At 65.8% G+C, this 24,082-nt stretch carries 20 protein-coding genes; 10 read left to right on the top strand and 10 right to left on the bottom strand.

Annotated features, from left to right (window positions below):
• Window positions 1-10: 10 nt before the first annotated feature.
• The gene (locus JQ586_RS19030; RefSeq protein WP_212396135.1) at window positions 11-553 is read right to left on the bottom strand and encodes a CDP-alcohol phosphatidyltransferase family protein; all 543 of its coding nucleotides are present in this window, start codon (window positions 551-553) and stop codon (window positions 11-13) included.
• A 159-nt stretch (window positions 554-712) separates the two neighbouring features.
• Between JQ586_RS19030 and purM the strand changes: the two genes are divergently transcribed.
• Together purM and purN are read left to right on the top strand one after the other, a co-directional pair.
• Window positions 713-1,786, top strand: a complete 1,074-nt coding sequence (purM, locus tag JQ586_RS19025) for a phosphoribosylformylglycinamidine cyclo-ligase (RefSeq protein ID WP_212396134.1) — start codon at window positions 713-715, stop codon at window positions 1,784-1,786.
• A complete protein-coding gene (gene purN, locus JQ586_RS19020; protein ID WP_212396133.1) occupies window positions 1,783-2,436 on the top strand; it encodes a phosphoribosylglycinamide formyltransferase in 654 nt (217 codons plus the stop codon). Before purM ends, purN begins: the two co-directional genes overlap by 4 nt.
• A gap of 80 nt (window positions 2,437-2,516) precedes the next feature.
• Here purN and JQ586_RS19015 read toward each other — a convergent pair whose 3' ends face one another.
• Window positions 2,517-2,720 carry a cold-shock protein gene (locus tag JQ586_RS19015; protein ID WP_212396132.1) on the bottom strand — a complete coding sequence of 68 codons (204 nt, stop codon included), beginning with the start codon at window positions 2,718-2,720 and terminating at the stop codon, window positions 2,517-2,519.
• A 452-nt stretch (window positions 2,721-3,172) separates the two neighbouring features.
• Here JQ586_RS19015 and JQ586_RS19010 point away from each other — a divergent pair, with 452 nt between their 5' ends.
• Window positions 3,173-4,369, top strand: coding sequence for an autotransporter outer membrane beta-barrel domain-containing protein (locus JQ586_RS19010; RefSeq protein ID WP_212396131.1), 1,197 nt, complete (start codon window positions 3,173-3,175; stop codon window positions 4,367-4,369).
• Between the two features lies 1 nt (window position 4,370).
• Here the strand turns inward: JQ586_RS19010 and rnd are convergent, their stop codons facing one another.
• Window positions 4,371-5,519, bottom strand: a complete 1,149-nt coding sequence (gene rnd / locus JQ586_RS19005; RefSeq protein ID WP_212396130.1) for a ribonuclease D — start codon at window positions 5,517-5,519, stop codon at window positions 4,371-4,373.
• A gap of 776 nt (window positions 5,520-6,295) precedes the next feature.
• Window positions 6,296-7,042: a helix-turn-helix domain-containing protein gene (locus JQ586_RS19000; protein ID WP_212396129.1), complete on the bottom strand. Its 747-nt coding sequence runs from the start codon at window positions 7,040-7,042 to the stop codon at window positions 6,296-6,298.
• 89 nt (window positions 7,043-7,131) lie between these two features.
• Between JQ586_RS19000 and JQ586_RS18995 the strand changes: the two genes are divergently transcribed.
• From JQ586_RS18995 to JQ586_RS18980, 4 genes are all read left to right on the top strand, one after another.
• Window positions 7,132-8,625 carry a bifunctional 3-(3-hydroxy-phenyl)propionate/3-hydroxycinnamic acid hydroxylase gene (locus tag JQ586_RS18995; RefSeq protein WP_212396128.1) on the top strand — a complete coding sequence of 498 codons (1,494 nt, stop codon included), beginning with the start codon at window positions 7,132-7,134 and terminating at the stop codon, window positions 8,623-8,625.
• Complete coding sequence (locus JQ586_RS18990; protein ID WP_212396127.1) at window positions 8,622-9,476, top strand: fumarylacetoacetate hydrolase family protein; 855 nt, start codon at window positions 8,622-8,624, stop codon at window positions 9,474-9,476. Before JQ586_RS18995 ends, JQ586_RS18990 begins: the two co-directional genes overlap by 4 nt.
• A 17-nt stretch (window positions 9,477-9,493) precedes the next feature.
• A complete protein-coding gene (locus JQ586_RS18985; RefSeq protein WP_212396126.1) occupies window positions 9,494-10,504 on the top strand; it encodes a VOC family protein in 1,011 nt (336 codons plus the stop codon).
• A 69-nt stretch (window positions 10,505-10,573) separates the two neighbouring features.
• Window positions 10,574-11,749, top strand: coding sequence for an ABC transporter substrate-binding protein (locus JQ586_RS18980; protein WP_249147770.1), 1,176 nt, complete (start codon window positions 10,574-10,576; stop codon window positions 11,747-11,749).
• Window positions 11,750-11,796: 47 nt separating this feature from the next.
• Here JQ586_RS18980 and chrA read toward each other — a convergent pair whose 3' ends face one another.
• Together chrA and JQ586_RS18970 are read right to left on the bottom strand one after the other, a co-directional pair.
• Window positions 11,797-13,023 (bottom strand): chromate efflux transporter, encoded by a 1,227-nt coding sequence (gene chrA / locus JQ586_RS18975; protein ID WP_409410999.1) that lies wholly within the window; start codon window positions 13,021-13,023, stop codon window positions 11,797-11,799.
• A 419-nt stretch (window positions 13,024-13,442) separates the two neighbouring features.
• A complete protein-coding gene (locus JQ586_RS18970) occupies window positions 13,443-14,915 on the bottom strand; it encodes a YdiU family protein (protein ID WP_212396124.1) in 1,473 nt (490 codons plus the stop codon).
• 193 nt (window positions 14,916-15,108) lie between these two features.
• On the opposite strand from JQ586_RS18970, the gene aspS reads away from it, so the two are divergent.
• The 3 genes from aspS (at window position 15,109) to JQ586_RS18955 (ending at window position 19,937) form a co-directional block, all read left to right on the top strand.
• The gene (gene aspS, locus JQ586_RS18965; RefSeq protein ID WP_212396123.1) at window positions 15,109-16,881 is read left to right on the top strand and encodes an aspartate--tRNA ligase; all 1,773 of its coding nucleotides are present in this window, start codon (window positions 15,109-15,111) and stop codon (window positions 16,879-16,881) included.
• 148 nt (window positions 16,882-17,029) lie between these two features.
• Window positions 17,030-19,339, top strand: coding sequence for an NADP-dependent malic enzyme (locus JQ586_RS18960; protein WP_212396122.1), 2,310 nt, complete (start codon window positions 17,030-17,032; stop codon window positions 19,337-19,339).
• 145 nt (window positions 19,340-19,484) lie between these two features.
• On the top strand, window positions 19,485-19,937 hold the full coding sequence (locus JQ586_RS18955; protein WP_212396121.1) for a DoxX family protein: 453 nt from the start codon (window positions 19,485-19,487) through the stop codon (window positions 19,935-19,937).
• A 30-nt stretch (window positions 19,938-19,967) separates the two neighbouring features.
• On the opposite strand, the gene JQ586_RS18950 is transcribed toward JQ586_RS18955, so the two are convergent.
• From JQ586_RS18950 to JQ586_RS18935, 4 genes are all read right to left on the bottom strand, one after another.
• Complete coding sequence (locus JQ586_RS18950) at window positions 19,968-20,525, bottom strand: dihydrofolate reductase (RefSeq protein WP_212396120.1); 558 nt, start codon at window positions 20,523-20,525, stop codon at window positions 19,968-19,970.
• Between the two features lie 25 nt (window positions 20,526-20,550).
• Entirely contained in the window at window positions 20,551-21,552 is a 1,002-nt protein-coding gene (locus tag JQ586_RS18945) for a polysaccharide deacetylase family protein (protein WP_212396119.1), read from the bottom strand.
• Window positions 21,553-21,727: 175 nt separating this feature from the next.
• The gene (locus JQ586_RS18940) at window positions 21,728-22,297 is read right to left on the bottom strand and encodes a glutathione peroxidase (protein WP_212396118.1); all 570 of its coding nucleotides are present in this window, start codon (window positions 22,295-22,297) and stop codon (window positions 21,728-21,730) included.
• Window positions 22,298-22,379: 82 nt separating this feature from the next.
• Window positions 22,380-24,005 carry a L,D-transpeptidase gene (locus JQ586_RS18935; RefSeq protein ID WP_249147757.1) on the bottom strand — a complete coding sequence of 542 codons (1,626 nt, stop codon included), beginning with the start codon at window positions 24,003-24,005 and terminating at the stop codon, window positions 22,380-22,382.
• Window positions 24,006-24,082: the final 77 nt, after the last annotated feature.

Genomic DNA, 24,082 nt, shown 5'->3' with positions numbered 1-24,082 from the left:
CGGAACAGCTCTACCGGGCTTCGATCGTGCTCATGTGCCGGATCCACTCCACGAGATAGAGCGACACCGAACCCAGAGTAAACACCGTGACCAATCCCATCAGGATCACGTCGTAGGGGTGCGGTTCGAAGCCGAAGCCGAGCGAGGCCAGCACCAATGCGGCGAACGCGACCTGCGCCACCGTATTGAGCTTCGACACCATCAGCGGTTTCATTTCAACCGGCTTGTCGAACAACCATGACACTATCACGGCTGCGACGATCATGATGTCGCGCGAGACGACGAGGATCACGATCCAGCGCGGCACGGCGCCCCAGATTCCGAGCGCGATATAGATCGAGACCAGCAGGGCCTTGTCGGCGAGCGGATCGAGCAGGGCGCCGAGCTCGCTCGTCATGTTGAAGCGCTTGGCCAGGAAGCCGTCGACCGCGTCCGAGACACCGGCGATCACGAAGATCGCGAATGCGATCTCCATCTGGCTGGAGACGATGGCCCAGACGATCACCGGCACCAAGATGATGCGGGCGATGGTAATGATGTTCGGAATACTCAACTTGGTCGCTTCCCGGCTAGAAGCCTGATTTTACTCGATATCCGGCTCTTTTCAGCAGCGGCCGGGTGTTATCTACATAGTATCGTGGCAGCTGGGCCGCGAGCCATTGCGCGGGGGCGGAATTCCTCGTAACCAGCCCCTGATCATCTGGAATTGGGCATGACCGAGCGCAAAAACGGGCTCACCTACGCGGATTCTGGCGTCGATATCGATGCTGGCAATCGTCTGGTCGATCTGATCAAGCCGATGGTGCGGGCGACCGCCCGCCCCGGGGCGGACGCCGAGATCGGCGGCTTCGGCGGATTGTTCGATCTCAAGGCGGCCGGCTTCAAGGATCCGGTGCTGGTGGCTGCGACCGACGGCGTCGGCACCAAGCTGAAGATCGCAATCGAGACCAACATCCATGGCGGCATCGGCATCGACCTGGTCGCGATGTCGGTCAACGACCTCGTCGTGCAGGGCGCGGAACCGTTGTTCTTCCTCGACTATTTTGCCTGCGGCAAGCTCGATCCCGAGGCCACCGCAGCGATCGTCGCCGGCATCGCGGAAGGCTGCCGGGAATCCGGCTGCGCGCTGATCGGCGGCGAGACCGCCGAGATGCCGGGCCTCTACAAGGATGGCGATTACGACCTCGGCGGCTTTGCCGTCGGCGCCGCCGAGCGCGGCACGCTGTTGCCGAGCGCCGATATCACGGTCGGCGATGCGGTGATCGGCTTGGCGTCCTCGGGCGTCCACTCCAACGGCTATTCGCTGGTGCGGCGGATCGTCGAAAACTCCGGACTCACCTACGATGCGCCTGCGCCGTTCTCGCCCGTCATGACGCTCGGCGCGGCGCTGCTGACGCCGACGCGGCTCTACGTGAAATCCTGCCTGCGCGCGATCCGCGAGACCGGCGCGGTGAAGGGGCTCGCGCACATCACCGGCGGCGGCTTCACCGACAACATTCCGCGCGTGCTTCCCAAGCACCTCGGCGTCGGCATCGATCTGGCGCGGCTGCCGGTGTTGCCGGTGTTCAAGTGGCTGGCCGAGCAGGGCGGCATTTCCGAGCTCGAACTGCTGCGCACGTTCAATTGCGGCATCGGCATGATCGCGATCGTCAAGGCCGACGCCGTCGAGCAAGTGACCGAAGCCTTCGCCGCCAGCGGCGAGACCGTGGCGCTGCTTGGCGAGGTGATCGAGGCCAAAGGCGAGCATCGCGTGGTCTATCACGGTCGTCTCGATCTCTCGCGATGAAGCGCCGCGTCGCCATCCTGATCTCCGGCCGCGGCTCCAACATGGCCGCGCTGATCGAGGCCGCCAAGGCGCCGGATTTTCCGGCCGAGATCGCCGTCGTGATCTCCAATCGTGCCAACGCGCCGGGGCTGGAGCGGGCCGTCGCCGGAGGCGTTCCGACCGTCGTGATCGAGAGCAAGCCGTTCGGCAAGGACCGCGCCGCCTTCGAGGCGGTGCTGCAGCGGACGCTGGACGAGAACCGCGTCGAGCTGATCTGCCTCGGCGGCTTCATGCGGCTGTTCACCGCCGAGTTCGCGCGGGCCTGGTACGGGCGGATGCTCAACATCCATCCCTCGCTGCTGCCGTGCTTCCCTGGCCTGGATCCGCACGGCCAGGCCTTGCGTGCGGGTGTCAAGCTCTCCGGCGCGACGGTGCATTTCGTGATCCCGGAAACCGACGCGGGGCCGATCGTGATGCAGGGGGCGGTCACCGTGGCAGACGACGACACGCCTGACACGCTGGCAGCGCGCGTCATCACGATCGAGCATCGGATCTATCCCGAGGCGCTGCGGCTGCTGGCCAGCGGCAGGCTCAGGCTGGACGGCGATCACTGCCGGACGCTGGACAGCGCCGCGTCGAACAGCACGCTGATTGCGCCGGCTGTGCGCTAGCGCGCGGGCACGCAAAAACACGACCCCCGGGGTGATGCGGCCGGGGGAGACGTCACGACAGCCTTCGCCGCCGCTGCCGTTCAGTGCACCTTGAGATTTTCCGCTGATGACTTGCCGCGGTTCTCCACCAACTCGTATTCGACCGTCTGGTTTTCGTTGAGCGTGGAAAGCCCCGCGCGCTCGACGGCGGAGATATGGACGAACACGTCCTTGTCTCCGACGGCCGGCTTGATGAACCCGTAACCCTTGGTCGGGTTGAACCACTTGACGGTACCCTTCGGCATCGCCTCTCTCCCAGTCTGGATATAAAAAAGACGCGGCCACGTTTTGCACGTGCCACGCCACAAGCGGGCTTCCGGGTGTCTGTTCAATTCCCGAGTCTTCAGGTCCGCAGTGTTCAAGTCTCGAGTCTTCAAGTCCGAAGTCTTGTCGCTCGAAGGGTCGCCCCTCGAAACCTTGGATCTCAACGTCGCGAAACGCATAGTCGAACGGCCGCAATCCGATTGTGAACGGATTGCAACACGAAAATTGCGCCTTAGCAAGGCTGCGGCGTGCCCCTGCAGGATGTGGCGATGCAATCGCCACCTGTGGCAACCGGACAACAGCTCCCGGCGTTCGGCCATCGGCCGATGGCGCGGGGCGTTGACGCTCTTCGGGAAGTGCGAGCAAATCACGCAGAGCCGTATCGGCCGTCCGCGTATTTCGCGCCGCACGCTGCTCCCTGGGGCCTGATCGCATGTGCCGCCTATCGCGCCGTTCGTGCGCAGGACTGACCGGAAGTGCCCGCGGTCTCGCGCGCCTCGCCGGGCTCGTCGCCCTGTTGGCCGTCGCGATGGCCTCGCCGGTCCGTGCGCAGAGCCCGACGCCGACACCAACACCGACCACGACGCCGTCACCAACGCCCACGCCGACACCAACAGTCACGCCCACGCCGTCTCCCAGCCCGATGCCGGCTCCGAGCCCGACGCAGACCATGATCAATGCCGACGTCTCGGCTTCCTCGACCGTCACCAATCTCGGCAGCAACTTCCTGGAACGGCTCGGCAACCAGGCCTCGAACGGGTTCAACCGGATGTCGCGTACCAATCCCGGCGGGGGCGGCGCATCCGAGAGCACGGATGGTCCGGTCTACCGCAGCTGGGTCGAAGGTTACGGAATCTCGATGACAACAGGCGCGACCGGCGGCTATGTCGGCGACACCAGGACAACCTGGGGCGGCGTCGCCGGGATCGGCGCGCGGGTCGCGCCCGGCGTCAACATCGGCTTCTCGATCGACCAGAGCCGCACCGCGATCGACGTGCCGCTGGCGCTGCAATCGGCCACGCTCGATCTCACCCAGTTCGGCTTCACGGCTTCGCTCGACAAGGGGCCGTGGACCTGGGCGGTGGCGCTGGTGCACGGCTTCGGCAATATCAACTCCAGCCGCGACACCGGCCTCGGCCTTGCGACCGCGGGCTACAACGCGCGGCTCGACGGTGCGATCAGCGAGCTCAGTTATTACATCGACAAGGACCAGAGCCGCTTGATCCCGAAGGGTGCGCTCGAATACGTCCACGCGCGAACCGGATCGTACCAGGAGACGGGCGGGCTCGATCCCGTCTCCGTCACCGCATCCAGCGTCGACCGGATGCGCCTTCTGCTGGGTGCGGAGGTCGGCCACTACTGGATCTTCGACCAGAAGATTCTCGATCTGTCCGCGTACGGCAAGTTCGTCGACAATGTCGTGCAGAACTTCAGCAATACGACCGTCAGCCTCGCCGGGCAGGGCTTGACGCTGCAGGGCATCGGCGAGAGCCAGTATGGTGCCGACGCCGGCGCGGCCGCCTCGCTGAGCCTGACCAGCACCGCGCGCATCTACCTGAACTACGACGCCAAGTTCCGTGCCGCCATGCAGTCGCATCAGGGCACGATCGGCTTCGAATACAAGTGGTGAGCTAGCTCCGATCCACCCGTACCACGCGGCCCTTGTCGATCGCGAGCGCGACCTGGCCGTGCTTCAGCTTGAGCGCGGCTTCGCCGAACAGCTCGCGGCGCCAGCCGTGCAGGGCGCCGACATCGGCGTTGTCGTCGCCGGCGATCTGCTCGAGATCGTCGACGGTCGCGATCACCTTGCTGGCGACGCCATGCCGCTCCGAGGTCATTCGCAGCAGAACCTTCAGCAGCTCGACGGTTGCCGCGCCATTGGAATTGTTGCGCGGCTTCTCGAGCTTCGGCAGCGTCGACTGATCGCGCGCGAGCCCGCGCTGCACGGCGGCGATGATGTCGCTGCCCCATTTCGAGCGATCGAAGCCCTTCGGCAGCGAGCGCAAAGTGGCGAGCTTCTCCAGCGAGGTCGGCGCGTGGGTCGCGATGTCGCCGACCGCATCGTCCTTGAGCACGCGCGAGCGCGGCACGTCGCGGCTCTGCGCTTCCTGCTCGCGCCAGGCCGCGACTTCGATCAGCACTGCGAGCTCGCGCGGCTTGCGCACGCGGGTCTTGAGCCGCTCCCAGGCGCGCTCGGGATGGAAATCGTAGGTGTTCGGCGAGGTCAGGATCTCCATCTCCTCGCTGACCCAGTCGCTGCGGCCGCGCTTCTGCAGGTCGGCGTCCAGCGCTGCGAACACGTCGCGCAGATGGGTGACGTCGGAGACGGCGTAGTGCAGCTGCTCCTGGCTCAGCGGGCGGCGCGACCAGTCGGTGAAGCGGTGGGTCTTGTCCGGCCGGTGGCCGGTGACGCGGTCGACCAGCGCATCATAGGCGATGCTGTCGCCATAGCCGAGCACCATGGCAGCGACCTGGGTGTCGAAGATCGGATGCGGAATGGTGCCGGAGAGATGCCAGACGATCTCGATGTCCTGCCGGGCCGCGTGGAACACCTTCAGCACGGCTTCATTGGACATCAATTCGAAGAACGGCTTGAGGTCGATGCCCTCAGCCAGCGCGTCGATCACGACGGCCTCGTCCGCGCTCGCCATCTGCACGACGCAGAGCAGCGGATAGTAGGTCGTCTCCCGCAGGAACTCGGTGTCGACGGTGATGACCTTGTGTTTGGCAAGTCGCTCGCAGGCGGCCGCAAGCTCGGAGGTGTTGGTAATCAGATCCATGAACTGTCCATGACGCTTAGAGACACGCGTTCTGCCGAAAGTGCAGCTATGTCAAGGGTCTTGCTGGGATTTTGGCTCTGCATGGCGCGAGGGGCAGGGGATTTTTGGCGGGATCGGGAGGGATTTGAGAGGAATTTCGATCTTGTTGCCGAAGAAAGGGGCACCGAAGGTGCCACAATGTCGCTGTTGTCCCTGATCGTGCGCTCCTCGCCACATTCTGCTTGAGCCGATGGGCCGCGGCGTACTGGATCGCCCGGTCAAGCCGGCGATGACAGCGGTGGAGGGGGCCACAGCTTCGCGTTCTCGCGACATGATTTGTCCGAGGCTTGTATTTCGTTTCGCCACTCCGAAGATCAGAGGGCACAGGGAAAGCCGGGTGCCGATCGCACCCATGGGTCCCGCGTATTAGAAAACGCGGGAGGTAGGACCACAGGTGTAACCGCAAACATCCCGGCTTTCCCTGCGCGATGGGTTACGGCTTATACGTACTCTCCCCGGTGAGACTGGGCTCTTTTGTCACCGCCGTCAGCAAGAGACCTTGGTCTCTTGCTGACAGGACACCTGCCACCAGGGCGTCAGGCCTGCACGATTTCGCCGTCCGCTGCATGCGCTCTCGTCAGTCACGCATGCGGCGTCCACCGCATCCCACCACAACGTTCGTGACGACCGCAAAGCGCCCCTCGAGCGGGTGAGACGGGCGGATTGGACATCTGATTTGGGGTACATGTCAAGTTCAATTCGGAAAATCGGAAGCGTTCGCGCGTAAAAAGCCAGCTCTACTGCAACCGTGCCTCGATGCCTCGGATGGCCTGACGAAGCGGGCCGTGGCAGCGCGCGATTCCTTCGGTCGCGGTCAAGGCCTTGGTCATCCAGATGATGGAGGCGCACCCGATCACCTGCCTGTCGCGGCGGATCGGCATCGCGATGGTGCCGGTGTGAGGCCAGATCCTGCCGCCCTGGCGCACGGCGTAGCCGCGCCGGCGGATGCCCTGGAGCTGCTTCTCCGTGCCGGCACGATCCATGAGCTCGCCTGCGCCCTGCAGCAGATCGAGCAGAAGGGTCCGCTCGTGCGGCGCGGTGAACGCGAGATAGGCGAGGCCGGCGGAGCTGGCGAGCAGGGGAATGCGGACGCCGACCATGCGACGATCGATCGACATCGGCGCGAAGCGATGCGTGGACTCACGGACCACCATGCGCACCCCTTCGAGCGTGGTGACATCGCAGGGCCAGAGTATCTCGCGTGTGAGATCGAAGATCACCGGCGCCGCCGCGGCCCCCAGCCATTGCTCGTCCTCGAACCCCTCCGAGAGCTCGCGCACTTTCAGAAGCAACGTGAACCGGTCATCGGAGCGGCTCCGCATGACGTAGCCGGTATCGATCAGCGTTTTCAGGGAGCGATAGACGGTGGCCCGCGGCAGGCCGGTTTCCCGCGCCAGCGTCAGCGCGCTGGCGGATGCGTGGCGGTTCAGCGCTGCCAGCACGGCAAGGCCCCGGCCGAGTGCGCGGATCGGTTTGACGTCCATGGCATGTTCACCTGGTGAACAGAACTGTCGTCGTCGTTGCACGGCTGCCGACCGGCTGGCAAGCCTTATCGCAACGGAAAGGGAAACGCATGGACGGGCCGCAACGCGCGGAAGGGCTTTATGACGTCGCGATCGTCGGGTTCGGCCCGGTCGGCGCGACATTGGCCAACCTGCTGGCGGTGGATGGGCTCAGCGTGATCGCCTTCGATCGCGAGCCCACACCCTATGCGTTGCCGCGCGCCGTGCATTTCGACGACGAGGTCATGCGGATCTTCCAGACCATCGGTCTGGCCGACGAGATCTTGCCGTTCACGCATGTCTCGCCGGGCATGCATTTCGTGGACGGTGACGGAAGACTGTTCCTCGACTGGTCGCGGCCGCTGCAGGTCGGTCCGAACGGATGGAATGCGAGCTATCGCTTCCATCAGCCCGATCTCGAACGCGTGCTGCGTGCCGGTGCGAGTGCCCATGCGTCGGTCGATATTCGCTTGCGCACCGACGTCTTTGCGCTGGATCAACGCGGCGATCACGTTGCGATCCGCTTTGAAAGCCTAGCCAACGGCAGGCTCGACGAGGCGCGGGCGCGCTACGTCGTCGGCTGCGACGGCGCGCGCTCGCTGGTCCGGCGACTGATCGGTTCGGATGTGGAAGACCTCGGCTTTCACGAGCAGTGGCTGGTGGTCGACGCGATCCTGAAGCGGCCGAAGCCCGAGCTCGGCGACTACAGCGTCCAGTTCTGCGACGCCCGCCGTCCGGCGACCTATGTCCGCAGCATCGGCAATCGCCGGCGCTGGGAAATCGCTGTCATGCCGGATGACGATGCGCGGCGGATCACCGACCCCGGCAACGTCTGGAAGCTCCTGGCGCGCTGGATCACCCCCGGTGACGCCGAGCTGGAGCGCGCGGCGTGCTACAGCTTTCACTCGGTCATCGCATCGGCCTGGCGCCGCGCGCGGCTCTTGATCGCCGGCGATGCCGCGCACCAGACCCCGCCGTTTCTCGGGCAGGGGATGTGTGCCGGCATCCGCGATGCCGCCAATCTGGCCTGGAAGCTCGGACGCGTGATCCGCGGTGAGGCGAGCGACGTTTTGCTGGACAGTTACCAGACCGAGCGCCATCCCCATGTCCGCGAATATATCGAGCTTGCAGTCCGGCTCGGAAGCCTGATCAACGCGACGCGCGTCGAGGGCCGCGAAGCGGGCGCGGAACCGCGCCGGATGGCGACCATCAAGCCGCGGCTTGGACCGGGCCTGTTCCGGCGCGGGTGCGCCGTTGCCGGCACTCTGGCCCCGCAGCCGATGCTCTCGAACGGATGCCGGCTCGACGATCATGTCGGCTATCGTTTTGCCGCACTGGTGCGGCCTGACTTTCTCGACGGGCTCGACATCGCGATACGCGAGAGTTGCGGCAAACGCGGCATCGCCCTGGTCGCCGCCGGCCCGGGCCCGCTGAGCAGCTGGCTCGACAGCGTCGGCGCGCACGCCGCACTGGTTCGGCCCGATCGGTACATCGTCGGGCTGGCGCAGACCCCGCAGGAATTGTCGGCGCTGATCGACACCATGAACCAGGAGGATTTTGGATGAAGCTCGCATCTTACTCGACCGCCGAAGGCGCCGGATACGGATGCGTCGTCGGTGACGGCATCGTGGCACTGTCGACGGCATTTGGCGATCGCGCGCCGACCCTGCGCGATCTGCTGGCCAGGGGACTGCTTGACGAGGCCGCGGCACTTGCCAAGGCATCGAAGCCCGACCTCGCCCTGGGCGCGGTCGCCTTCGATCCGGTGATCCCCAACCCCGACAAGATCATCTGTGTCGGCCTCAACTACCGCGACCACGTCGCCGAGACCGGCCGTACCGTCACGGAGAAGCCGGCGCTGTTCGCGCGCTACGCCGGCAGCCAGATCGGCCATCTCGCGCCGCTGGTGACACCGAAGGTTTCCGACGAGTTCGACTATGAAGGCGAGCTTGCGGTCATCATCGGCAAGAGCGGACGGCATATCGCAGCGCGCGATGCGCTGGCGCATGTCGCGGGATACGCCTGCTACAACGAGGGCAGCATTCGCGACTGGCAGCGCCACACCACCCAGTTCCTTTCCGGCAAGACCTTCGCCGGCACCGGCGCATTCGGACCCTGGATGGTGACGAGCGACGAGATTGCCGATCCGTCGAAGCTGACGCTGGAGACGCGCATCAACGGACAGGTGGTGCAACACACCACGACGGATCTCATGATCACCGATATCCCTGGTCTGATCGCCTACATCTCGACCATTCTGCCGCTGTTGCCCGGCGACGTGATCGTGTCGGGCACGCCGGGCGGCGTCGGCGCAAAGCGCAACCCGCCGCTCTGGATGAGGCCCGGCGACGTCGCCGAGGTGGAGATTTCCGGGATCGGCGTGCTGCGCAATCCGGTGGTCGCGGAGACCGCATGACAGGGACGGAGGGAGCCATGGAAGCCAATTCGGAAACCAATTCGGAAATCAATGCGCTCGGCTACATCGGCATCCAGTCGCAACGGCTCGAGGACTGGACCGGATTTGCGACCAGCCTGCTCGGCATGCAGCCGGTCGATCGTGGCGGCGGCACCCGCGCCTTCCGGATGGACGACCGCAAGCAGCGTCTGGTGGTGAGCGATCGCGAGGGCGACAATGCCGCCTTCTTCGGATGGGAGGTTGCGGATGCGGCCGCGCTCGAGCGGCTTGCGGCACGGCTCGAGCGGCACGGCACTGCGGTTCGCCGCGGCACGCGTCAGCTCGCGGACGAGCGACACGTTGCCGATCTCATCGGCTTCCGCGATCCCGCCGGCAATCCGCTCGAGGTGTTCTACGGGCCCGCGATCGCGGACACGCCGTTTGCACCGGCACGGCCGATCTCGGGGTTCAAGACCGGACCGCTCGGCATGGGCCATGTCGTGCTGCATGTCGAGGACGTCGACCCGCTGTTGCCGTTCTATCGCGATCTGCTCGGCTTCAAGGTCAGCGACTACGGGTTGACGCCGTACAAATTGTACTTCTTCCACGTCAACGGCCGTCACCACAGTTTTGCGATGGTCGGGTCGGGCCGGCGCGGACTGCATCATTTCATGGTCGAACTCTACAGCCTCGACGATGTCGGGCAGGGTTATGATCTCGCACAGCTCGACGAGGGGCGGATCGCCTATACCCTCGGGCGTCACACCAACGATTTCGTGACCTCGTTCTACGCCACGACGCCTTCCGGCTTCTTCGTCGAGTATGGCTGGGGTGGCCGGGTCATCGATCCCGCCACCTGGCAACCGCATGAAACCTTCGACGGCCCGAGCTTCTGGGGCCACGACCGGCTTTACATGGAGCCTGAGAGCCGTGCGCGCCTGCGTGACATGCGGCTGTCGGCGGCCGCGCGCGGCGTGCGTGCGCCGATGCCGGACTGCCCGTGGCTCGACGCAGTGACCGGGCGCGGCGAATTCGTCAAACGAACATAGACAGGGGAAGCACTGATGGCCCGGAAACCAGGCATGATCTCTCGATTGCTGATCCGCGCGGCGCTGCCGATGGTCGCGGTCGCAGCCCTGTCGGGCAGCGCGTCGGCCGAGATCAAGGGCGATGCGATCCGCATCGGCGTGCTCACCGACATGAGCGGCATCTTCGCCACCGCGATGGGACCGGGCTCGGTCGAGGCGGCACGGATGGCAGCGGAGGATTTCGGCGGCAGGATCAATGGCAAGCCGATCGAGATTCTGCAGGCGGACCACCAGAACAAGGCCGATGTCGCATCGGCGATCGCGCGTCGCTGGTTCGATCGCGAGGGCGTGCAGGCCATTGCCGATGGCGGCAGCTCCGGCGCCGCACTCGCCGTGCAGGAACTGGTGCGTGAGAACAAGCGGGTGTTCCTGGTCTCGGGTGCCGGCGCTCTCGAGCTCACCGAAAAGGCCTGCGCACCGACCAGCGTGCAATGGACCCACGATGCGGCCTCGACCGCCAATGCGGTCGTCGCCGGCGTGTCAAAGACCGTACAGGGGTCCTGGTTCTTCATCACCGCGGACTATGCGTTCGGGCATGCGGTGGAAGCGATCGCGCGGGCCAAGCTCGACAGGCTCGGCGTCAAGGTCGCGGGCAGCGTCAAGACCGCGCTCAACACGGCGGACTTCGCCTCCTTCCTGCTGCAGGCACAGGCAAGCGGTGCCAAGGTGCTGGCGCTGAATGCCGCCGGCGACAACGTCACGATCATGAAGCAGGCGCAGGAGTTCGGTTTCGCGCAGCAGGGAATTGCCGTTGTCCCGATGACGTTCCAGAACGTCGACATCGTGGCTGCCGGGCTCCCGGTCACGCAGGGCGACCTGATCGCGACCAGCTTCTACGAGGACGTCACGCCCGCGGCGCGCAAATGGGCCGACGCGTTCTTCGCACGCCGCAAGGCGATGCCCTCGCAGATCCAGGCCGGGGTCTATTCGGCTGTCCGGCATTATTTGCAGGCGGTGAAGGACACCGATTCCGACGACGGCGAAATCGTCATGGCGAAGATGAAGGCGACGCCGGTGTCGGATGCCTATACGCCGGGAGGAACGATCCGCTCCGACCAGCGCATGGTTCACGACCTCTATCTCGTGCAGGTCAAGACTCCGGCGGAGTCCAGGGGGCCGTGGGATCTGGTCAAGCTGGTTACCACCATCCCGCCCGACGAGGCGTTTCGCTCGCTCGAGGAGAGCAAGTGCCCGCTTGTGAAATAGCCGATCCGGACGGGAGTTGCCGCGGACACGTCAGCCCGGCGCCGTGTTCAGGATTGCAGCAGTCCGGTGGCGACGCCGGCTGCCGCGCTGAGTGCCACGACGACCAGCGGCGGCGCGCGCCACGCGGTGAGCAGGACGAAGCCGGCGAGCGCGATGCCGAAATCGAGCGGGCGAAGCACGCTGCTGCTCCACACCGGGTCATAAAGCGCCGCTCCTAGGATGCCGACCACGGCGGCGTTGACGCCGCGCATCATTGCCTGCGCGCTGGCACGCTTGCGAAAGCCGTCCCAGAACGGCAGCGCGGCCAGCAGGATCAGGATCCCGGGCAGGAAGATGCCGATCAGCCCGACGATCGCGCCCGGCACGCCGCCGATGACCGCGCCGAGATAGGCGGCGAAGGTGAACAACGGTCCGGGCACGGCCTGCGCCGCGCCATAGCCGGTGAGGAATGCGTCGTCGCTGATCCAGCCCGGCGTCACCACGGCCTCGCGCAGCAGCGGCAGCACGACATGACCGCCGCCGAAGACGAGCGCGCCCGAGCGATAGAAGGCGTCGAACACCGCAAGGCCGGGCCAGATCCGGGCCAGCACCGGCAGGCCGGCCAGCAGCGCGATGAACAGCACCAGCAGGCCTAGGCCTGTGCGGCGCGACACCGGCATCGTGATATGGGTGGCACCATCGGCTTGCGGCGCGCGGCAGAGCCAGAGCCCAGCGAGGGCACCGAGGATGATCGCGGCGATCTGCGCCACCGACGATGAGCTGACGAGGATGATCAGCGCGGCCACCGTCGCGATCGATGCGCGCTCGCGGTCCGGACAGAGCGCGCGCGCCATGCCCCAGACCGCCTGCGCCACGATCGCAACCGCAACCAGCTTCAGGCCGTGCACGAGACCCGCGCCGGCGGCGCCGTGCAGCGCGCTCGCACCGAAGGCGAACAGCACCAGCGCAATCGCCGAAGGCAGCGTGAACCCGGTCCAGGCCGCCAGCGCGCCCCGATAGCCGGCGCGCATCAGGCCGATGGAGAAACCGACCTGGCTGCTCGCCGGACCCGGCAGGAACTGGCACAGCGCAACGAGGTCTGCATAGGCCTGCTCATCGAGCCAGCGCCGGCGCACCACGAACTCGTCGCGGAAATAGCCGATATGGGCAATCGGTCCGCCGAAACAGCTCACGCCGAGCTTGAGGAAGATCAGCAGCACCTCGGCCGGCGAGTGTGCGGCGCTCGTTGCAGCAGGTGTTGCGCCTGGGTGCTGAACTTGCTGGGAATCTCTCAAGGGCTGCCATCCCGCTGTGACCGCGGATTGGCGGACCAACCCGTGGGCCATGATAGCGCGATCGGACGACAGGGAAGAGGCGGGTCAGTCCCGCGATCCGCTCTCCGAAAATTCTACTCGTAGCCCATCTTCTTCGACGGCCGGCGCGCCGCGGGCATCGCGAGCACGACGAGGCATAGCGCAATCATCACCATTCCCACGAATTCAAATGTAAAGGCGTCCACGGGTCATTCTCCCCCAATGAAACCGCTAGACTTGTTCGGGGTGCGTTGACGCCTTGTTAATCCTTATGGTTACCGCGGGAGGCCGCTCGGCATGGTGGAAGGTGAGTTAATGCTCACGAGCAACACAGCCAAGCATTGCAACACTTCCGCGCGACGAGCCTCGGCCGCGCGGACGCCAGAGCGCGGGTGGGGAGATTACGTCCCGCAGAACGTTTGCGTCACGCGCTGCTCGGGCAGCGGCGGGTCGGCATAGGCCGCGTAGCGCGGCTGATCCTCATACGGCTTCGCCAGCACCGTCAGCAATTCCTCGAACGGCGCGTAATCGTCGCTGTTCGTGGCGGCTGCAATCACCGCCTCGACGCGATGGTTGCGCGGGATGAAGGCGGGGTTGACGGTGTGCATTGCGGCCTTGCGCTCGGCTGATGCCTGCGGCTCCAGCGCGAGGCGCGCGCGCCAGCGGGGAGCCCAATCGTCGAACGCCGTGGGATCGGTGAACTGGGCGCGGACATCGGCTGTGTCATCGGCTGCCGCGTCGCCGAGCCGGCGGAAGGTCAGCGTGAAGTCGGCCTCGTTCTTCGCCATCGCGTCGAGCAGGTCCTGGATCAGGGCCTCGTCGCCGTCGCGCGCGGTGAACAGGCCGACCTTGCGGCGGAGGCCGGAATTATAGGCTGTCGTGAATTTTTCGGGGAATTCGCCGAGGATCGCCTGCGCCTGTTCGATCGCCTTGTCCTGGTCGTCGGACAGCAGCGGCAACAGGCATTCGGCGAGCCGGGTCAGATTCCACAACGCGATGCGCGGCTGGTTGGCATAGGCATAGCGCCCCATCTCGTCGATCGAGGAGAATACCTGCGCCGGGTTGTAGGCGTCGAGGAAGGCGCAGGGGCCGTAGTCGATGGTCTCGCCCGAGATCGAGGTGTTGTCGGTGTTCATCACGCCATGGATGAAGCCGACCAATAGCCAGCGCGACACCAGCTCGGCCTGCCGCGCCACGACGGACGCGAGCAGGGCATGATAGGGCTGATCGGCGTTCTTCAGCTCCGGATAGTGCCTTGCGATCACATGGTCGGCGAGGGCGCGCACCCCTTCAGTGTCGCCGCGCGCGGCGAAGAACTGGAAGGTGCCGACACGGATATGGCTCGACGCAACGCGGGTCAGCACCGCGCCGGGCAGCGCCGTCTCGCGCATCACGGGCTCGCCCGTAACGACGGCGGCGAGCGAGCGGGTGGTCGGAATGCCCAGCGCGAACATCGCCTCGCTGACGATATATTCTCGCAGCACGGGCCCGAGCGCGGCGCGGCCGTCGCCGCGGCGGGAGAACGGGGTCGGGCCACTTCCCTTGAGCTGGATGTCGCGGCGGACGCCGTCCCTGTCGATAACCTCGCCGAGCAGGATGGCGCGGCCATCGCCGAGCTGCGGAACGAACTGCCCGAACTGGTGCCCGGCATAGGCCATGGCGATCGGGTCGGCGCCGTCGGGAACGCGCTTGCCGGCAAGGATCTCGGCGCCTTCGGGCGTCGATAGCAGATCCGGATCGAGGCCGAGCTGCGTGGCCAGCGGCCGGTTCAGCTTGATCAGCCGGGGAGCGGCGACCGGGGTCGGCGCGACCCGGGCGAAGAAGTTCGCCGGCAGGGCGGAGTAAGTATTCTGGAACGGGAAATGGACGGTCATGACGGAAAGATAGGCCTCGGGGGCGAATAGGCAAACGCTCCGCGCCCGGGACCCCCAAAATGTGCAGTTTCAGGCCAAAACCGGCCGTTCCCTTGGTTGCCGCCCCGGGTCTCGTCGGGTAAACCCTCCGCAACTTCGGCACCGGCCGCCTGGCCGCTCCGATTCTCCTCCGACATCAGCTTTTGGGACTAAAATGCATCGCTACCGGTCACACACATGCGGCGCGCTCCGAGAGAGCGATATCGACCAGACGGCCCGGCTGTCCGGCTGGGTCCACCGTGTCCGAGACCATGGCGGCGTGCTGTTCGTCGATTTGCGCGACCATTACGGCATCACCCAATGCGTCGCCGATCCGGACTCGCCGGCCTTTGCCGAGGTCGAGAAGTTCCGCTCCGAATGGGTGGTCAGGATCGACGGCAAGGTGCGCCGCCGCCCCGCCGGCACCGACAATCCCGAGCTGCCGACCGGCATGATCGAGGTCTATGTCAAGGAGATCGAGGTGCTGGGCCCGGCGGCCGAGCTGCCGCTGCCTGTGTTCGGCGAGCAGGAATATCCCGAGGATATCAGGCTCAAATACCGCTTCCTCGACCTGCGTCGCGAGAAGCTGCACCAGAACATCATGACCCGCGGCGCGGTCGTCGATTCCATGCGCAAGCGGATGAAGGAGCAGGGCTTCTTCGAATTCCAGACCCCGATCCTGACGGCGTCCTCGCCGGAAGGCGCGCGCGACTTCCTGGTGCCCTCGCGCATCCATCCCGGCAAGTTCTACGCGCTGCCGCAGGCGCCGCAGCAGTACAAGCAGCTGCTCATGATGAGCGGCTTCGACCGCTACTTCCAGATCGCACCCTGCTTCCGCGACGAGGATCCGCGCGCCGACCGCCTGCCGGGCGAGTTCTACCAGCTCGACGTCGAGATGAGCTTCGTCACGCAAGACGATGTTTTTGCGGCGATGGAGCCCGTCATCACGGGTGTGTTCGAGGACTTCGCCAAGGGCAAGCCTGTGACGAAGAACTGGCCGCGGATTCCGTTTGCCGAGGCCGTGCGCAAATACGGCTCCGACAAGCCCGACCTGCGCAACAGGATCATCATGCAGGAGGTCTCCGAGCACTTCCGCGGCTCCGGCTTCAAGGTGTTCGCGCGGATGCTGGAGGACCCGAAGAACCAGGTCTGGGCAATCCCCGGCACTGGCGGCGGCTCGCGCGCCTTCTGCGACCGCATGAACTCCTGGGCGCAGGGCGAAGGCCAGCCCGGCCTCGGCTACATCATGTGGCGCGAGGGCGGCGAGGGCGCGGGTCCGCTCGCCAACAACATCGGCCCGGAGCGGACAGCTGCGATCCGTGACCAGCTCGGCCTCAAGGAGGGCGACGCCGCGTTCTTCGTCGCCGGCGATCCCGAGAAGTTCTGGAAGTTCGCAGGCCTTGCCCGCACCAAGCTCGGCGAGGAGCTGAACCAGATCGACAAGGATCGCTTCGAGCTCGCCTGGATCGTCGACTTCCCGATGTACGAGTATGACGAGGAGAACAAGAAGATCGACTTCTCGCACAACCCGTTCTCGATGCCGCAGGGCGGCCTCGACGCGCTGAAGGGCCAGGATCCGCTTACAATCAAGGCCTTCCAGTACGACATCGCCTGCAACGGCTACGAGATCGCCTCCGGCGGCATCCGCAACCACAAGCCGGAAGCCATGGTGAAGGCGTTCGAGATCGCCGGCTACGGCGAGCAGGAAGTCATCGACCGCTTCGGCGGCATGTACCGTGCCTTCCAGTACGGTGCGCCGCCGCATGGCGGCATGGCGGCCGGCCTCGACCGCATCGTGATGCTGCTCTGCGGCACGACGAACCTGCGCGAGATCTCGCTGTTCCCGATGAACCAGCAGGCCATGGACCTGTTGATGGGCGCGCCGTCGGAAGCCGCGCCGAAGCAGTTGCGCGAGCTTCACATCCGGACCAATCTGCCGCAGAAATAACGCGCGCATATCCGGCCGGCCCGGCCGTCCGGACCATGGCTCGACAATAAGCACGGGATGACGCTTCGGCAGCGAACGTCATCCCGCTGTTGCCTCAAGTCTTAGGTCCGGCCACCGGGTGCCAGTCCGGGGCCGAGGGGGGGAGTTAATGTCGTCATCGTCTGAAGAACTCCACAACGCGGCGCTCGCCTATCACCGCCTGCCGCGGCCGGGCAAGCTCGAGATCCAGGCCACCAAGCCGCTCGCCAACCAGCGCGACCTGGCGCTGGCCTATTCGCCCGGCGTGGCCGCCGCCTGCACCGAGATCGCCAACAACCCGGGCGAGGCGGCGTCGCTGACGGCGCGCGCCAATCTGGTCGCGGTGGTCTCGAACGGCACGGCGGTGCTCGGCCTCGGCAATATCGGCCCGCTGGCGTCGAAGCCCGTCATGGAAGGCAAGGCGGTGCTGTTCAAGAAGTTCGCCGGCATCGACGTGTTCGACATCGAGATCAAGGCCGACACGATCGAGCGCGTGGTGGAGACGGTCGCCGCGCTGGAGCCGACCTTCGGCGGCATCAACCTGGAAGACATCCGCGGGCCGGAGTGCTTCGAGATCGAGGCACGGCTCAAGGAACGGATGAAGATCCCGGTGTTTCACGACGACCAGCATGGCACCGCGATCATCGTGGCGGCCGCGATCGTCAACGGGCTGATGCTGAACGACAAGAAGCTGTCCGAGGTCAAGATCGTCTGCTCCGGCGCTGGAGCTGCCGCGCTCGCAACCCTCAATCTGCTGGTCTCGATGGGCGCCCAGCGCAAGAACATCTGGGTCTGCGACATCGACGGCGTCGTCTATGAGGGCCGCAACACCACGATGGACCGCTGGAAGGCGGTCTACACCCAGACCACCAATGCGCGGGTGCTGGCGGACGTCATTCCGGGCGCGGACATCTTCATCGGGCTGTCGGCACCCGGCGTGCTGAAGCCCGAGATGGTCAAGCAGATGGGTGACAAGCCGCTGGTGATGGCGCTCGCCAATCCGGTGCCGGAGATCATGCCTGACGAGGCGCGGCAGGCCCGCCCCGACGCGATGATCTGCACCGGCCGGTCGGACTTCCCGAACCAGGTCAACAACGTCCTGTGCTTCCCGTTCATCTTCCGCGGCGCGCTCGACGTCGGTGCCACAGCGATCAACGAAGCGATGAAGCACGCCGCGGTCGAGGCCATCGCGCAGCTCGCGCGTGATCCGCCGTCGGACGCGGTCGCCCATGGCTTCGATACCGGCGAGACCCAGGGCTTCGGTCCGGGCTCGCTGATCCCGAGCCCGTTCGATCCGCGTTTGATCCTGCGCATCGCACCGGCGGTGGCCAAGGCTGCCATGGAGTCGGGCGTCGCGACCCGGCCGATCACGAATTTCGACGAGTATTGCGCCGAGCTGCAGCGCTACGCGTTCCGCTCCGGACTGACCATGAAGCCGGTGTTCGCCAAGGCGAAGTCCCAGCCGGTGCGGGTGATCTACGCCGAGGGCGAGGACGAGCGCATCCTGCGCGCCACGCAGGTGGTGCTCGAGGAGAAGCTGGCGCGGCCGATCCTGGTCGGGCGTCCCTCCGTGGTCGAGACGCGCATCAAGCGCTTCGGCCTGTCGATCAAGGCCGGCCGCGATTTCGACCTCGTCAATCCCGAGGACGATCCGCGCTACCGCTCCTATGTGCAGTCCTACATCGACGTCGCCGGCCGCCGCGGCGTCACCCCCGAGGCGGCGCGCACGGTGGTGCGCACCAACAACACGGTCATCGCGGCGCTCGCGGTGTCGCGCGGCGAGGCCGACGCCATGCTGTGCGGGGTCGAGGGCCGCTACATGAGCCATTTGCGTCATGTCCGCGACATCATCGGCTTCCAGCAGGGGATCAGCGACTACGCGGCGCTGGCGCTGCTGATCACGAGCACGGGCGCCTATTTCATCGCCGATACCCAGGTCCGGCCGAACCCGAGCGCGGAGGAGCTTGCCGAGGTGGCGTCGCTGGCGGCGATCCATGCCCAGCGCTTCGCCTTCAAGCCCAAGATCGCATTCGTCTCGCATTCGGACTTCGGCAGCTATGAGACCGATTCCGCGCGCAAGATGCGGCGGGCGACCCAGCTCCTGAAGGAGCGCCATCCGGAGATCGAGGCCGACGGCGAAATGCAGGCCGATACCGCGCTGTCGGCGGTCGCGCGCAAGATGGTGCTGCCGCAGTCGCGGCTGGAAGGCGACGCCAACATCCTGATGATGCCGACGCTGGATGCGGCCAACATCGCCTACCAGACCATCAAGGTGCTGGCCAATGCGTTGCCGGTCGGCCCGATCCTGATCGGCCCGGCGCGCCCGGCGCATATCCTCACCCCCGGCGTCACGGCGCGCGGCGTGCTCAACATGACCGCGGTCGCCGCGGTCGAAGCCCAGGAGCGTGCCGGTCGCGCACAGCCGACACTGTTCGGCTAGAGCATGATCCGGAAAAGCGTGAAGCTGATCGCATCGCGCTCCAGGCTGTTTCGGTAAGACGGATTCGATTTGATCGACGCAGGCGGAACGACCATAATCGTTCCGCTTGCTCCGTCCGATTTACGTCATCCGGTGAGGCCGACCTATGCCAGCGTTCATTACTTTCGGGCGAGTGTTGTTCGCTGTGCTGTTCCTCTATTCGGGCGCGACCAAGCTGATCGGCTTCCAGGTTACGGCGGACCTGCTGGCCTCCAAGGTGGCCATTCCCGCCGAGATCGCGCCCTATACGCAGCAGATCGAAACCTTCGTCGGCATGCCGTTCATGCAGCTCCTGGCGATCACGACCGGCGTGTTCGAGATCCTCGCGGGCCTGGCGATCGCGATGAACGTGCTGGCGCGGTTCTTCGCGATCCTCCTGATCATCTACATCTGCCTGCAGACGTTCTATCTCCAGGACTTCTGGAACCAGCCCGCGCCCGACAACGCAAAGACCCTGATCGACGCGTTGAAAAACCTCGCGCTGATCGGCGCCCTGTTCATCATCGCCGGCTACGGCCGGGGTCCCCGCCGCGATGACCCGGCCTACGGCGACGTCTAACAGCGTTTCGAGCGAAGGGAGCGGTTCGGTCTAGCCGATCCGCCGCCACGGCGTGACGCTGACCGCATGCGCGGCGTCGATCAGTTGCGGCTTGCCGGCTGTGAGGCCGTGTGCGGCGAGCACCTGCTGCGGGGTGCGGGCCGGGACGCCGGGAAAGCACGGCTCGCCGTCGGGGATCCGAACGAGGGAGGCGACCGAGAGCCAGAACGTGTCGTAGCGGTCCATGAACATTCCGAACACGGCGGGGCCGCCGATGATCGCGGCCACTCCTGCGGTGACGCCAGCCTCGCGGCTCGCCGTCTCGAACGAGCAGCCGGCCGGATTCCACAGCAGCGCCTTCGGATTGGACGGGTCGGGTGCGGTAGCCGCAACCTTGCGGGTCACGATGAGCCGCCGCCGTTTCGGTGCATCCGGCTGCTCCTCTCCGGAGTGGCGGCCATGCACGACGAGGTCCGCGTGGTCGAGGGCCGACGTGAAGAACCGCTTGTCGCCCTCGATCTTGAGCTCGTCGGGCATCACGTTATGCGCATTCGCCAGCCGGCCATCGGCGGAGACGATGACGTAACCCTCGATACGCAACCCAGACACAGCCCTGGTTGTCCGCGGCCGCGGCTTACTGGTTGACGGTGGTGACGACGCTGTCCACCGGCCGCGAGCTGACCGTCGGCAGCTGGACGTCCTTGGCGAGTTCCTGCTCGTATTGCGGCAGCACGGTCGCCGGGAATTTCGCCCGCATCGCGACGACCTTGTAGCCGCCGGCCTTCAGCTGCTGCAGCAATGTGGGCAGGGCTTCCGCAGTGTGCTTCTGGAAGTCGTGCATCAGGATGATGCCCTTGCCGAGCTTGCCGAGCTTTTTCATCACGGTGTCGATCACCTGCTGGGGATTCTTCGACTTGAAGTCGAAGGAGTCGAGGTCGCAGGAGAAGATCGCGATGTTGCGGTTGCCGAGATAGGTCACCATTTCCGGCGGATGCTGCAGGGCCGGGAAGCGGAAGAACGGCGCAGGCGAGACCTCGAGCGCCCATTTGACCGCCGCCAATCCGCGCTCGATCTCATCCTTCTTCTGATCCTCGGTCAGCTTCTTGTTGTTCAGGTTTTCGTGCGACCAGGTGTGCGAGCCGACGGTGTGGCCGGCCGCATAGACCTGCCGCAGGATTTCGGGATGGTAGGTCGCGTGCTTGCCGATCGGGAAGAAGACGCCCGTGGTGCATTCGTCCGCCAGCGCCTTGAGCACCGCGGGCGTATTCGCCGGCCACGGGCCGTCGTCGAAGGTCAACACCACCTCGTGGTCGCGCAGGAAGTCGAGCTGCTTGAAATGCTCGAAGCCGAAGCCCGGACCGCCGGTGGTGTCGATCTCGACGGTGCGGGCGACGCCCAGCGCGTTCGGATTGTTGCAGGCGGCGCGAGCCGGTTGCGGCGGCTGCTGCGGCGGAACCGGGGCAGCGGCTGCGACAGGAGCGGGGGCAGCCGCTGGCGGAGCTGCCGCAGGGACCGCGGCGCCTTTGGTTGCCGGGGCGGCCGCGGCGCCCTTGGCTGGTGGCGTCTGCGACCAGGCTGCGCTCGAAAGGAGCAATGACATCGTACCTGCGAAGATCAGTCCTGCCGTGATGCGCATGGCGCGTGTCCCTAGCTGATGTCGTTCCCGGCATTGGCTTTTTTGCCAGCGCCGTGGCCGCTTCCCACCCCGGCCGATAGTACCCTAGTTGGGCCAGCCACGCCAACGCAACGGGGTGCCGGATTTGCCCTGAAAATCAAGCTTCTGTGGGTTAATCCGGGGATTATCGGTGATATCAGGCCGCCGCCAGCGTCCGCGCGATCGCGGTCTTGATTCGCGTGTCGGCGGGAGCGACCTGCTCGGAAAAGACGTCGGCGATATAGCCGTCGCGACCAATCAGGTACTTGTGGAAGTTCCAGCGCGGCACGTCCTTCGGCCGAACCTCTGCGGCCCACCGGTAGAACGGGTGAGCGTTCTCGCCCTTGACCACCGCCTTCGCCGCCATCGGGAAGGTGACTCCGTATTGGTGCTGGGCGGTCTCGGCGATCTCGCCGGGGCCGCCGGGCTCCTGGCCGCCGAAATCATTGGAGGGAACGCCGATGATGACGAAGCCGCGGTCGCGGAATTCGGTCCAGAGGTCCTGCAGGCCGGCATATTGCGGCGTGAAGCCGCAAAGCGATGCGGTGTTCACGACCATCATGGGATGGCCGGCATGGTCGGCAAGGCGGATTTCGCCGCCATCCAGCGCCGGGAAAGAGAAGGTGTAGGCCGTGATCCGGCTCATCGCGGGCTGCTGCGCGTGCGATACGCGTGATCCTGCCGCGGCGGCCAGTCCCGCGCCGATCAAGGTCCTGCGGTCGATCATGGTGATGTTCCCCGGAGCGGATTCCGGCTCGGATGATAATCCAGGGAGCAGGCAATGAACTTCAACAAGACGTCATTGCGCCTCAGCGCAGCGGCACGATGAAATCGGTGCCTTCGCCGGTCTCGCCCTGGTTCACGCCGAGGTCGGAGACGATGATCGACGCGCCGGTGCCAAGCGCCTCCGAGATCCGCGCCATCGTGTCGGCAGGGATCGTGATGCGGTCGAGCGCCTCGGCCGGGCTGTCCGGCTGCGGCCTGGCTTCGACCGGTGCGGCGGCGGCCTTGCGGCGGTGCGAGGCGTGATCCTCGACGTCGACACGCGCGACGTTCCGGACCGGCAGTGTGACCACCGACCAGTGCAACTGGTTCGGATTGGTCTTGTCGGCTTCCGCGGTGAACACATGGGTGCCGAGCGGCCGGTCACTCGCCGTGATCGTCACCGGCACGTCGAACAGCGGTTCGAAATTCTGCCGGACATAGAGCCTGGAATCCTTGCGACTGATGAAAACCGCGACCTGGCCGGCGTGTCTGGACGCATCGGCCCTGGCGAGGCCGGGTAGCGGTGCCGGATCCTTCTTCGCATCGGGAGCGTCAGCGGCCTTCGCGGGCTCGGCGGGCCTTTCCGCGCTCTTGTCGGAACTCTTGGCTGAATCGGCCGGGACGGCATCCCCAGTGTGGTTCTTCGTGTTGTCCTTGACGGCGCTGTCGGCGTTGCCGGACTTCGGCGCCTTCGTGGCGGTGACGTCGGACTTTGCCGCATCATTCGTCGCGGCATCCGCTTTGGACGCGTCAGTCTTGGATGCAGCGGCGTTCACTGCGCCCGCCGCGCCCTTGGCGGCATCGTCGGATGCGTCGGCGACGGCGCTACCCGACGCGTCGGAGAGCGTCGCCGGCGTGCCGACGGCCGGCATCGCGCCGCTGGCATCGGCGGTGTGGGGGTTGTCGCGCAGCGAAGCGGGCGGCTCGGCATGGCCGACGGTGGAGCGCAGTTCGAGGCTGGTCTCCGGCTTCTCAGCGCCCTTGTCGCTCTTCACGCCCATCGGGGCATCGAGCTTGGGAATGTCGTCGGCGACCGGCTGCGCCGGAACCTTCTGTGTCACAAGCAGCGGATGCGAGAAGCTCTCCGGCGCCAATGTGCCGGGGGTCACGAATACGCGCGCTCCCATCCGGGTCCAGTTGTACATCTTGACCGCGAATGCCATCGGCATGCGGATGCAGCCGTGCGATGCCGGATATCCCGGCAGCACGCCGGCATGCATCGCCACGCCCGACCAGGTGATGCGCTGCATGTAGGGCATCGGCGCGCCGCTGTAGATGTTGGAGCGGTGGTACTTCTGCTTCTGGATCACGCTGAAGACGCCCATCGGGGTCGAATGGCCCTTCATGCCCGTCGACACCGGGCTCTCGGCGAACAATCCGTTCGCGTCGTAGATCCGGACCTTCTGCTGGTCGATCGAGATTGAGATCACCACGGCGCCTTGCGGCTTGCCGGCGGTCTCCTTCTCGGCGGCAGCCTTCCCGGTCTTGGCCTGAGTGCGACGCGCCTTCTGCCGGTGCATCGGGAGCGCCGGCTCGGCCTGCACGTAATAGCCGGCGTCGGGTCCGTTCCAGTAGTAGAGGGCTGCATCCGCCTTCGAGGACACGCCAAGCGTGCCGGCGGCGGTCAAAACCGCAAACTGCCAAAATCGCTCATTCGCAAAATCAAACATCGAAATCCGACGTCCGCTGGCGCGCATATTCCGAATCCCAGTCCAAGCTATTCTATTGGTTGTCGCAGACGTGAAAC

The organism is Bradyrhizobium jicamae, from assembly GCF_018130215.1.
Taxonomy (GTDB): domain Bacteria; phylum Pseudomonadota; class Alphaproteobacteria; order Rhizobiales; family Xanthobacteraceae; genus Bradyrhizobium; species Bradyrhizobium jicamae_A.
The sequence above is the reverse complement of the archived record's forward strand: the minus strand, read 5'-3'. Positions and strand labels throughout refer to the sequence as shown.